The organism is Blautia faecis (assembly GCF_020554845.1).
GTDB classification, from domain to species: domain Bacteria; phylum Bacillota; class Clostridia; order Lachnospirales; family Lachnospiraceae; genus Blautia_A; species Blautia_A faecis.
The window spans coordinates 37552-48607 of the sequence record NZ_JAJCIA010000031.1 but is presented as its reverse complement, the minus strand read 5'-3'; the positions used below and the strand labels follow the sequence as shown (position 1 = coordinate 48607).

The window sequence follows — 11056 nt, the reverse complement described above, 5'->3', positions numbered from 1 at the left end:
GTATCCCGCCAGATTTCAGATACTCTGGTAACTTAGTTGCCGAGTAGTTCACGAGTATTCTGCAATGTATTTTTTAATTCTGAAATAGAAGTATATTTTCGAATCTCGCAGGATTCTCCCATGGATGCTAAAATATCGATGATCATTTCAGATATCTGTGTTAAAAAAATCGGTTCATCATCACAGATGACAATATGGTACATAGTGAAAGCCTCCTATTATTCGTTATTTTCGTCAAGACAAAGCGTTGTTGTTACAGCAAAAAAGCCACCACGTACCTGTACGTTCAGTATACCATTGTATTTTTCGGCGATTCCATTGATGATCTTAAGACCGTAACCGTGTCTGTCACTGTTCTTTTTACTGGATTTATATTTTCCATTCGTGATTCTCAAGTTATCCTCATTGCAGGAGTTTTCACATTTAATAAACAGAAAATTTCCCTTTGAATGGAGATTCAGCCGGATGATCCGCTGTCCTTCAGAAACCTTCTGACACCCTTCTACTGCATTTTCCAATATATTTGTCAACATCCGGCACAAATCAATGTCTTCCATGTTGAGTTTTCTGCCAATGATAATACTGTACTCCACTATGGCTTTATAACGGCTGGCACGTTCTGCAAATTCTAAAAGGATGGAATTGACCAGAGCATTGGCTGTGTAGGTGACAAAAGGAAGCTGTTCGGCTTCTTCAGTAAATTTCTGCGTATATTGTCTGGCACCTGCATAGTCCTCCTGTTTAAGATAGGCGGACAGGGCATTCATATGATGCCGGATCTCATGGTGCATTTCCAGAATATGTTCATTGTTTTCTGCCTGATTCCGGTAGCTTTCCAGTATCCGCTCGGAAATTCTCTGTTCTTCCTGTTTGCTGCGGATGTATTCCATGACACTAAAGAATACGGCATATACTATGAAAGCAAATACTGCAAACAATACAAACATAGCATGGACAACCATATTGGTGGAAAGATTTATTATGCTTGAGAATTGTGCAATGCTGGCAATTAGAATAAACAAAGCAGGGAGGGAGCAGAGAATCTTCCAGATACGTGATTCCAGATCAGCGTTGATCATAGTACGGATTCGCTCCATCAGCATGAGAAATGGTTTCGCAAGAAGCAGATTTATGATAAGTGTGAGAATCAGTGCAAGGGGCGGATACATAAAATGATCGGACGGAAACCGGAAAGTACGGTGCAAAAAAGTAACAGTACTTGTGACAAAGAATCCGTAGCTCATTACAACAAAAAATACAAACAGTTTTTCTACTGTTTTTGCCTGGATGATAAAGCAGTACAACATTCCGAACAGTAACAAGGCAATATAAAAAATAGCATTCGAGATCAGCTCTTTGTAATCACCGCCGATGTTGAACTGTGCGATAAGAGAAAACGGAATGACCATTACAATAAAAATGGACAGTGCCATGCGCATTGCCTTTTTTGTGCTTAGGCGGAAACAATCCCGGAATGTATACAAACAGAAAAATGCATAAGGAAAAATCTGAAGAGAAAATCCGCAGAAATAACGCAATGCTATCATAAAAACCTCCTGTCATAAAAATAGATAATGGTCAGGTTACCTATTAAAAACAAGTATACCATTGGCAGAAGGCAAAATCAAATCATATGAAGGTCTTTTCACACCATATTTTGACTATTCACGCAAAAATATAGACAGGAAAGTCAAATTCAAATAACATAAATAATACAGATACAGAAAACTGTCAAAATGAGGAGAGCTTTTGATACGGTATAATGCCCGAAAGCTCGCTCTTACTGGCATCGTAAAGGAAAAAATATAAGAAAAGGAGACTAAAAAATGAAGAAAAGAATGATTATTGTGACGGCAATGATTATGGGAACTCTGGGAGCAGAATGTGTGAGTGTTCAGGCATCGGATACGTTACCTGAACTGACAAAAGACAATGCACTGGAACAGATGATGAAAGCAGGAGAAACAGACAGTCTTGTAAGCAATCATAAAAGCTATGAAGCTACCTGTGAATATATACTGCAGAATACAAAGGTATATGACTATGAAGATTCTGAAGTGATGTATGTAGATATGTATGGTACTACCCAGATGCTCTATAAAGATGGCGAATTAAAATACGGAAAAGAAGGAGATGAGTATCTCTCCTGTCTGTATATTGATGAAGCAGATGGAAATGCAGATGATCTTATAAGCTTTTACACAGATGAAACCATAGAGGAAGAAGTGACGGATCTGAAGGAAGATGGTGATACGATCATTATACAGACAAAGGTACCTGAAGAACTTACGCAGAGCACATTGAATTCTCAGGGAGATGGAGAATCCTACACAGAGGGAGACTGGATTTCTATGGAATATGTGGTTGCTTCGGATGATTACAGACCACTGAAACATACTCAGATTCTGAATCATAAGGACGGCACTTCGGAAGAAGCTTCGAAGATGGAATTCTCCTACGGCGTGGACAGGCCTGAGGATGTAGCAGATCTCTGTGAAAAGTACGAAGAAGCAGAAAAAGCAGAAGGTGATGTACGTAATGTGACAGTTACTGCAGCTCCTGGTACAGAGCAGGAAAAGGATTATACAATCACGGTTCCAGCAGATAATCATGTATGGATCATGCTTCATGACGATAATTCTTATTACATTATGTATACAGATAAGGAGTGTAAAGAACTGTACGAGCCAGAGGAAGATGTGAAAGAAGACACACATCTCTATGCAGAGATTGAGTCTTATGAAGAGGCGGAGGATGAAGTATGAGGAGTTTGAGCGTATTTATCAGGAATATTATCTGAAAATTTTGACATTTATACATAAAAGAGTTCCTGATCTGTATGAAGCGGAAGAACTGACTGGAGATGTATTTCTGTCTTTTTACAGAAATATGGACAGTTATGATGAAGAAAAAGGTAGTATAGCTACCTGGTTGTATGCAATCACAGCAAACCGCCTGAAAAACTATTATAGGGATAAAAAGACTCATTATTCTCTGGAAATCCTGAAGCAGCAGACAATTCCCCGGGAAAAAATGCCGGAAGAGATTGTGGCAAAGATTATGAGAGAAGAGACATTAAGAAAAAGTCTGGAGCAGCTTTCTGACAGAGAACGGGAAATTCTTCTGGGAAGATTTTATTATCAGAAAAGTTCCACAGAGCTTGGCAGGCAGATGAATTTATCACCGGGAAATGTAAGGATGATACAGAAACGTGCTCTGGAGAAGTTGCGAATGATTATGGAAAAACAGGGGGAATAGGCGTTCAGGCTACAGAGACTCTGCCTGAACTGACTGGGGATAATGCATTGTAATAGATTATGAAAGCCGGATGACATATTTCAGATATGAGATATTTGCATATGGGTAGTTTGAAGAGGAGGGAATTGTATATGTGGACAAGGAGAGAATTGAAAGAGTGTGCCAAACAGCTTTTAAAGATAAATTATTGGAAAGCAGTTCTGGCAGGAATTATATTATCCCTGATTGGAGGTTCAGGAGTGGTCTCGGTAGTAGAAAGGTCTTCTTCCGGAAGTTTTGATGAAGTGATAGGCGCAGTAGAAACTGATGATTTTGGCCTTGTTTTAGGAATTGCACTTGGAATTGTGGCAGTTGCGTTGCTTGTTAACTTTATTATGACGATTTTGATTTGGAATCCTCTGGAGGTGGGATGTAAAAAGCTGTTTATTCAATGTGAATACGGAACAGCGGAGACGAGATGTATCTGGTCGGTGATCAACAGGAGAGATGGAAAGAATGTTGGCTGGATTATGTTTTTGCGGACATTGTTTGTAAGCTTATGGAGTCTTTTGTTTATAATTCCGGGAATTATAAAACAGTATGAGTATATGATGATTCCGTTTTTGTTGGCAGAGAATCCACAGATGAATCGAAAAGAAGCTTTTGAAAAGAGCCGTCAGATGATGAAGGGAAATAAGTGGGCTGCATTTGTATTAGATCTGTCTTTTATAGGATGGAGCCTTCTGGGAATTATAACATTCGGGTTGGTTAATATATTCTTTGCCGGACCATATCAGTATTTAACACAGTCACAGCTTTATTTTCGCCTGAAAGAACAGCAGAAAGAGGAAAGCTATGGATATTGAGTATTTATTGTACCTGCAACAATTTCGCGAAACGGTTGGCAGTATTCTGACACCGCTTATGAATGCAGTAACAAAGCTGTCCGCAGGATTTTTACCTATTGCAATGATGTGTATGATTTACTGGGCATTTGACCGGAAGGCGGGACGAAAAATCCTGGCAGGACTTGGGGGCGGTCTGTTTATCAACGGATTTTTAAAGCTTACTTTCTGTGTCTATCGCCCATGGATACGGGATACACGGATTTTACCCTATGGTGATTCTAAAACAGCAGCTACCGGATATTCATTTCCAAGTGGGCATACAACGCGGGCAACGGCTATGTTCGGTGGAAGTGGACTTTGGTTCATGGAAAAAAAGCACAGTGTCGTTGCAGGTCTGTTGTTTGTGCTGGTATTTCTGACTATGTTTTCACGAAATTATCTGGGAGTGCATACTCCGCAGGATGTTCTGGTGGGATTTATATCAACAGCAGTTATGATGTATCTGACCGGGTGGTTGGAATTGTGGAGTGAAAAAGACAAAAAAAGAGACCTCATGATTCTTGTGGCAGGGCTTTTGATCTGTATTGCTGCTGTGCTGTACTATGAATACAAACCATATCCACTTGATTATCTGCCGGATGGATCACTTCTGGTTGATCCTGCTAAAATGCGGGGAGATGCATATGAAGGAGTCGGATTTATTGCATCCTTTGTCATCTGCAGGATACTGGAAAAAAGACAATTAGATTTTGACAGAATTTCGCAAAAGCTAAGGTTGTTTATCAGTATTTTTGCATTAATTCCTTTGTACTGGTGGATAAATACAGGGTGCCCATATATAATAGAAGAAATAAGCCGAAGCCTTGGCAAGTTCCTCAGATTTGGGCTTGGAATCATATATATCATGGTGCTGGTGCCAGGAACGGTGGTACTGGCAGGAACTCTGACTAATCGTGGAAGTGATAAGGTGACCAGAGAAAAACAGGGGCAGCCCTAAGGCTGCCCGGAAGGATTGATATAGTTATTTACGAATAGGACTTCAACGCTTTTTGAATTTCCTCCATATTCATGCCTCGTTTTAACATATTGTTTATCCTCATCTGCTCCCTATATCTGGGATCATCCATAGTAGGACGGCCAAAACCACCGGCAACATTTTCTAATTCTTCTTCAGATAATTCGTTTGTAATGTTCTGTTTGATTTCGCTCATAATAGTTCTCCTTTCCTGTAAGAATTCGAATGCTTCCTATCTGTTTATAAACATCAGAAGAGGATTTGTCACATTATATGAAGAAAAAATTATTTTTATCTAGAGATCTTTGATGCAAAGCGTCAGAGACCAGATACAATAAACAAATGATAAAAATACAGCATCAGTCAGATGATATGATAAACAAATTGCATACTGGAGGATGGAAAAGTGGATAAACAGAGTATATTTAGAAGGGAAAGTCTTGATCGTGTTGAAAACAGAACACAATTTCGAAAGGAGAACAGTTATGTTGAAAAGTAGAGGCGGACGAGAAGAAAATGAGAAACTTCTTCTTTCAGTAAAAGAAACTTGCGGACTTACCGGATTGTCTGAAAGGACAGTGCGAACTTTAATGGCAGAAAATGATTTTACCGTTCGGATTGGGCGAAGAACCCTTGTTCATAAGAAAAAATTTGAGAAATGGCTGGAAAAACAGGAGACTTGAATATTTTTCTGGAACGTGTTAATATTCTGATGTACTTGTGATCTGGTCGGGAAAGGATGAAAACCAGATATTATGAGGTGTTTTATATTATTTTAAACACTGGGATGCGTATTGGAGAACTGGCAGCTCTTATGTGGGAAGACATTGATTTTCATGCACACCGAATCCGCATTTACAAAACACTTAATAAAACTACGATATTTTATGATGATAGTAAGAGAAGAATAAGATGAATACAAATGAAACAAAAAATGAAAATACCGTGCAGAAACCGTGCAGTAACACTTCCAAAAGCGGCGCAAATGTAGATAAATCAAGGGGTTCTGGCAAAAGAATGAACATGTCGCCCATGATGCAGGAATACTGCAAAACAAAAGAAGAATACAAAGACTGCATCTTATTTTATCGTCTCGGGGATTTCTACGAGATGTTTTTTGATGATGCACTTCTGGTATCCAAGGAGCTGGAACTGACGCTCACCGGTAAAGACTGCGGTCTGGAAGAACGTGCTCCTATGTGTGGAATTCCCTTTCATGCAGCTGATACCTATATTAACCGTCTTATTGAACGGGGACATAAAGTTGCAATCTGCGAACAGGTAGAGGATCCGAAAAAAGCAAAAGGACTTGTAAAGCGTGCTGTTATCCGTGTGGTTACTCCCGGAACTACTTTAGATGCAACTTCTTTGGATGAGTCAAAGAACAATTATCTGATGTCAATTGTCTCCATAGCAGACCGCTTTGGTTGTGCAATAGCGGATATTACCACAGGTGACTGTTTCCTTACAGAAGTACCAAATAGCCAGAAACTGGTTGATGAGATCAACAAATTCAGTCCGGCTGAAATCATATGTAATGATTCCTTTTTTATGAGTGGGGTTGACACAGACGATTTGAAAGAACGTCTTGGAATTTGTATTTTTTCCCTGGATGCCTGGTATTTCGATGATGATACCTGCAGAAAAGAATTAAGGGAACATTTTCACGTAACCAATCTGGAAGGCCTTGGAATCAGCGATTATGACAGTGGAATCATAGCTGCCGGAGCGCTGTTTTTGTATCTTAAGGAAACGCAGAAGACTGCACTTTCTCAGATGACTACCATCCGTCCTTATACGGCAGAGCGTTATATGCTGATTGACAGCTCCAGCCGACGAAATCTGGAGTTGGTGGAGACCCTCCGTGAAAAGCAGAAAAGAGGTTCTCTTCTCTGGGTACTGGATAAGACTAAAACAGCCATGGGTGCCCGTACTCTTCGCTCCTTTGTGGAACAGCCACTGATCGATGCAGAAGAGATCAATCGCAGACTGGAAGCTCTTGAAGAGCTGAATGAGAAACCGATGCTCCGCGATGAGATCCGGGAATATCTCAATCCAGTGTATGACCTGGAGCGTCTGGTCAGCCGCATCAGCTTTAAGTCTGCAAATCCAAGAGATATGGTAGCATTTGCGTCCTCTCTGGAAATGATTCCTTATATTAAACAGGTTCTCAAGGACTTTCAGGCACCGATTCTGAAAGAAATCTACGAGGACATGGACAGTCTTGAAGATATTACAGATCTGATCAAGCACGCCATTGTAGATGAACCGCCCCTTGCCCAGAAGGATGGAGGCATTATTCGTGAAGGCTTTAACGAAGATGTGGATAAATTCCGCAGTGCCCGCACAGATGGAAAAAAATGGCTTACAGAGCTGGAAACAAAGGAACGTGAGCGTACCGGAATCAAATCCCTGAAGATCAAATATAACCGTGTATTCGGCTATGCCCTTGAGGTAACCAATACGTTTAAAGAACTGGTGCCGGAGAACTACATCCGTAAACAGACTCTTGCAAATGCAGAACGTTATATTACCGAGGAGTTGAAAAACCTTGAAAATATGATCCTTGGCGCTGAAGATAAACTTTATGCCCTGGAATACGAGCTGTTTTCCAATGTCCGTGATAAAGTTGGCCAGGAAGTGATAAGAATCCAGCGTACAGCCAAGGCAATTGCAGGTCTGGATGTGTTTGCATCCCTGGCGCTTGTTGCTGAGCGCAATCATTATGTACGTCCGAAGGTAAATGAAGGCGGAATTATAGATATCAAAGGTGGTCGTCATCCGGTTGTAGAGCAGATGATCGATAATGATATGTTCATTGCCAACGATACATACCTTGACAATACTAAAAAAAGAGTTTCCATTATTACAGGTCCAAATATGGCAGGTAAATCCACATACATGCGCCAGACTGCGTTGATCGTACTTATGGCACAGATTGGAAGCTTTGTTCCGGCAGATAAGGCTGTAATTGGAATTGTGGACAGAATCTTTACTCGTGTAGGTGCATCAGATGACCTTGCCAGCGGACAGAGTACTTTCATGGTGGAAATGACTGAGGTTGCCAATATCCTTCGAAATGCCACTGCCAAGAGCCTTCTGATCCTGGATGAGATTGGCCGTGGAACCAGTACCTTTGATGGTCTTGCCATTGCCTGGGCAGTGATTGAACATATCAGCAATACAAAGCTCTGTGGAGCCAAGACACTATTTGCCACACATTATCATGAACTGACAGAACTGGAAGGGAAGCTTTCCGGCGTTACCAACTACTGCATTGCAGTTAAGGAAAAAGGTGATGATATTGTTTTTCTCCGTAAGATCGTGAAAGGCGGCGCAGACAAGAGCTATGGAATTCAGGTCGCCAAGCTGGCAGGTGTTCCGGATTCTGTTATTAACCGTGCAAAAGAGCTGGTCGAGGAATTAAGCGATGCAGACATTACTGCTGCTGTAAAAGATCTGGCTTCACCGAAGAAGAAGCCGAAGGTAGAAATGGATATGGCGCAGATGTCATTATTTGACACTGTACAAGACAATGACATTATTGAAGAATTAAAAGGCATTGACATTGGAAATCTGACTCCCATGGAAGCCTTAAATACGTTATACAATCTTCAGAATAAGATAAAGAACAGATGGTAACTGACAGCTGACTTTCATATATGGTGCTGTCACCGGCAGGCGACATGTCCGTATTGTGAACCGAAGCGGTCAACCTGCTTTTATATGGAGAGAAAAACTTGAGAAAAATAGCAGTTTTAGATAAACATACCATTGATAAAATTGCAGCAGGTGAGGTGGTAGAGCGCCCTTCTTCTGTTGTAAAGGAGCTTGTAGAAAATTCCATTGATGCTGGTGCTACTGCTGTAACAGTAGAGATTACAGATGGAGGAAAGAAGCTGATCCGTATTACAGACAACGGAGGGGGAATCGAGGCTGCTCAGGTACCTACGGCATTCTTAAGTCATGCTACCAGCAAAATTGAAAAAGTAGAAGATCTGGAAAACATAGCCTCACTGGGATTTCGTGGTGAGGCTTTATCCAGTATTGCCGCAGTTTCCCAGGTGGAGCTGATCACAAAAACTCCTTCTGCTATCAGCGGCGTGCGTTACGTGATCGAAGGCGGCGTAGAACAAAGCCTTGAGGAAATGGGAGCTCCAGATGGAACTACTTTCCTGGTTCGGAATCTCTTTTACAACACACCGGCCCGGAGCAAGTTCCTGAAATCTGATTCTTCAGAAGCAAATTATATTGGAACTATGATGGAACAGCTTGCTCTTTCCCATCCGGAGATTTCTTTTAAATATATTCAGAACAAACAGGTGAAACTGCATACTTCCGGCAATTATAATGTGAAGGATGTTATTTATAATGTATATGGCCGGGATATGGCGAAAGCACTTCTGGAAGTCTCCTACGAAAATGATTTTATGAAAATTGAGGGATACGCCGGCAAACCGGAGGTTTCCAGAGGAAACCGAAGCTTTGAGAACTACTATGTAAATGGCAGATTTGTGAAAAACAATATTATTACGAAGGCCATTGAGGATGCATATAAGGGCTTTGTCATGCAGCATAAATTTCCTTTTGTGTCATTGCAGATCCAGATGACAGGAAATGATCTGGATGTAAATGTTCATCCCCGGAAACTGGAGGTTCGTTTTGCAAGAGGGGCGGAGGTGTATGATGCCATTTACGAGGCTGTTCACAATGCGCTTCTTCACAGAGAACTGATACCGGTTGTTCCAGTGGGAAAAGAGGAGCGGGAATCAAAGGTGGCAGCAGTAAGCCGCGGAGCAGTTCCGGAGCCATTTGAGAAAAGTCGCAGGACGGAACTTCATTGTGAAGGTGCTGCTGAAAAAGCTGGTCGAAGCAGCGCAGGGAATAATGAAAGCTGCTATTCACAGGCTGCTGAAAAAACAGTTCTAACTGGAAAAACAGCTCTAACTGAAAAAACAGCTCCAACTGGAAAAATAAATTCATCTGGAAGCCTTGTAAACAGCTCTGGCTGTCAGGCCAGCAGTGTGCTTCGTGAGCAGGCAATTTATCAGGCGAAGCCATTTAGCAAGGAAGAGGAAGCTCTTTTTGCAGGAACTTTAAAAGAGGCTGCGGAGGCAGATAAAAGAGCGGATGAAAAAGCAGAAGAAAAAGCAGAAGAAAAAGCGGATAAAAGTGCAGATGAAAAAGCGGCAGAAGATAACATATCGGTTGAGAGAATGAATGAAGCCGATAATCAGGCAGAGACTGCTGTATCCGTAAACTATGAGATACCAGATAAATCTGAGCCTGGACAGAGTGATCCAGGTACAGAATATCCATCCGTTGGGGGAAAGCAGCTTGAGCTTTTTCAGGAGAAACTTCTGGCACCAGAATCCCGAAACCGCCATAAGCTGATTGGCCAGTTGTTTGACACCTACTGGCTGGTGGAATTTGAAAACCAGTTTTACATTATCGACCAGCATGCAGCTCACGAAAAGGTAAATTATGAGCGCTTTGTAAAACGTTTTAAAGAACAGTCCATTGAATCGCAATATCTGAATCCTCCGCTTGTGGTGACCTTGAACATGGATGAACAGGCGAAATTAAAAGCCAACGAAGAATATTTCAGGAAATACGGTTTTGAGATTGAACCCTTTGGTGGAAGGGAATACTGTATCAGTGCAGTTCCGACAAATTTGTACGGATTCCATGAAGAAGAACTCTTTCTGGAAATGCTTGACAATCTGGGAGGAGAAGGTGCAAAGGATGCTTTTGACCTTTTCACAGCAAGACTTGCCACAATGGCATGCAAATCTGCTGTCAAAGGAAATCGTCAGATGTCTGCTCTGGAGGCAGATAAGCTGATCGACGAGCTTCTTACTCTGGACAATCCATATAATTGTCCTCATGGCCGTCCCACTATCATTGCGATGACAAAGACAGAAATTGAAAAGAAATTTAAGCGAATTGTATAAAC

At 41.3% G+C, this 11056-nt stretch carries 11 protein-coding genes; 8 read left to right on the top strand and 3 right to left on the bottom strand.

The window, feature by feature from the left end; all coding sequences use genetic code 11:
- Window positions 1-32: 32 nt before the first annotated feature.
- Both LIZ66_RS14170 and LIZ66_RS14165 read right to left on the bottom strand, forming a co-directional pair.
- Window positions 33-203 carry a hypothetical protein gene (locus LIZ66_RS14170; RefSeq protein ID WP_227200937.1) on the bottom strand — a complete coding sequence of 57 codons (171 nt, stop codon included), beginning with the start codon at window positions 201-203 and terminating at the stop codon, window positions 33-35.
- Window positions 204-218: 15 nt separating this feature from the next.
- Window positions 219-1547 (bottom strand): GHKL domain-containing protein, encoded by a 1329-nt coding sequence (locus tag LIZ66_RS14165; protein ID WP_173736150.1) that lies wholly within the window; start codon window positions 1545-1547, stop codon window positions 219-221.
- Window positions 1548-1826: 279 nt separating this feature from the next.
- Here LIZ66_RS14165 and LIZ66_RS14160 point away from each other — a divergent pair, with 279 nt between their 5' ends.
- From LIZ66_RS14160 to LIZ66_RS14145, 4 genes are all read left to right on the top strand, one after another.
- A complete protein-coding gene (locus tag LIZ66_RS14160; protein WP_173736149.1) occupies window positions 1827-2765 on the top strand; it encodes a hypothetical protein in 939 nt (312 codons plus the stop codon).
- On the top strand, window positions 2755-3258 hold the full coding sequence (locus LIZ66_RS14155) for an RNA polymerase sigma factor (RefSeq protein ID WP_226815539.1): 504 nt from the start codon (window positions 2755-2757) through the stop codon (window positions 3256-3258). Before LIZ66_RS14160 ends, LIZ66_RS14155 begins: the two co-directional genes overlap by 11 nt.
- 131 nt (window positions 3259-3389) lie before the next feature.
- Window positions 3390-4103 carry a DUF975 family protein gene (locus LIZ66_RS14150; protein ID WP_187564844.1) on the top strand — a complete coding sequence of 238 codons (714 nt, stop codon included), beginning with the start codon at window positions 3390-3392 and terminating at the stop codon, window positions 4101-4103.
- A complete protein-coding gene (locus LIZ66_RS14145) occupies window positions 4093-5082 on the top strand; it encodes a phosphatase PAP2 family protein (RefSeq protein ID WP_173718916.1) in 990 nt (329 codons plus the stop codon). Before LIZ66_RS14150 ends, LIZ66_RS14145 begins: the two co-directional genes overlap by 11 nt.
- A 28-nt stretch (window positions 5083-5110) precedes the next feature.
- Here LIZ66_RS14145 and LIZ66_RS14140 read toward each other — a convergent pair whose 3' ends face one another.
- Window positions 5111-5296, bottom strand: coding sequence for a hypothetical protein (locus LIZ66_RS14140; RefSeq protein WP_148462071.1), 186 nt, complete (start codon window positions 5294-5296; stop codon window positions 5111-5113).
- Window positions 5297-5585: 289 nt separating this feature from the next.
- Between LIZ66_RS14140 and LIZ66_RS14135 the strand changes: the two genes are divergently transcribed.
- The 4 genes from LIZ66_RS14135 to mutL all read left to right on the top strand — a co-directional run bounded on the left by LIZ66_RS14135 (window position 5586) and on the right by mutL (window position 11054).
- On the top strand, window positions 5586-5783 hold the full coding sequence (locus tag LIZ66_RS14135) for a helix-turn-helix domain-containing protein (RefSeq protein ID WP_173718917.1): 198 nt from the start codon (window positions 5586-5588) through the stop codon (window positions 5781-5783).
- A gap of 56 nt (window positions 5784-5839) precedes the next feature.
- Window positions 5840-6016, top strand: coding sequence for a tyrosine-type recombinase/integrase (locus LIZ66_RS20110; protein WP_148462081.1), 177 nt, complete (start codon window positions 5840-5842; stop codon window positions 6014-6016).
- A 101-nt stretch (window positions 6017-6117) separates the two neighbouring features.
- The gene (mutS, locus tag LIZ66_RS14125) at window positions 6118-8742 is read left to right on the top strand and encodes a DNA mismatch repair protein MutS (RefSeq protein ID WP_334285830.1); all 2625 of its coding nucleotides are present in this window, start codon (window positions 6118-6120) and stop codon (window positions 8740-8742) included.
- A 98-nt stretch (window positions 8743-8840) separates the two neighbouring features.
- Window positions 8841-11054, top strand: a complete 2214-nt coding sequence (mutL, locus tag LIZ66_RS14120) for a DNA mismatch repair endonuclease MutL (protein WP_227200938.1) — start codon at window positions 8841-8843, stop codon at window positions 11052-11054.
- The last annotated feature ends 2 nt before the right edge of the window (window positions 11055-11056 follow it).

Bases quoted from the DNA above. Each gene is read 5' to 3' on its own strand.
- LIZ66_RS14140 (WP_148462071.1), bottom strand. From the start codon at position 5,296: ATGAGCGAAATCAAACAGAACATTACAAACGAATTATCTGAAGAAGAA.
- mutS (WP_334285830.1), top strand. From the start codon at position 6,118: ATGAACATGTCGCCCATGATGCAGGAATACTGCAAAACAAAAGAAGAA.
- LIZ66_RS14155 (WP_226815539.1), top strand. From the start codon at position 2,755: ATGAAGTATGAGGAGTTTGAGCGTATTTATCAGGAATATTATCTGAAA.
- LIZ66_RS14170 (WP_227200937.1), bottom strand. From the start codon at position 203: ATGTACCATATTGTCATCTGTGATGATGAACCGATTTTTTTAACACAG.
- LIZ66_RS14160 (WP_173736149.1), top strand. From the start codon at position 1,827: ATGAAGAAAAGAATGATTATTGTGACGGCAATGATTATGGGAACTCTG.
- LIZ66_RS20110 (WP_148462081.1), top strand. From the start codon at position 5,840: ATGAAAACCAGATATTATGAGGTGTTTTATATTATTTTAAACACTGGG.
- LIZ66_RS14135 (WP_173718917.1), top strand. From the start codon at position 5,586: ATGTTGAAAAGTAGAGGCGGACGAGAAGAAAATGAGAAACTTCTTCTT.
- LIZ66_RS14165 (WP_173736150.1), bottom strand. From the start codon at position 1,547: ATGATAGCATTGCGTTATTTCTGCGGATTTTCTCTTCAGATTTTTCCT.
- LIZ66_RS14150 (WP_187564844.1), top strand. From the start codon at position 3,390: ATGTGGACAAGGAGAGAATTGAAAGAGTGTGCCAAACAGCTTTTAAAG.
- LIZ66_RS14145 (WP_173718916.1), top strand. From the start codon at position 4,093: ATGGATATTGAGTATTTATTGTACCTGCAACAATTTCGCGAAACGGTT.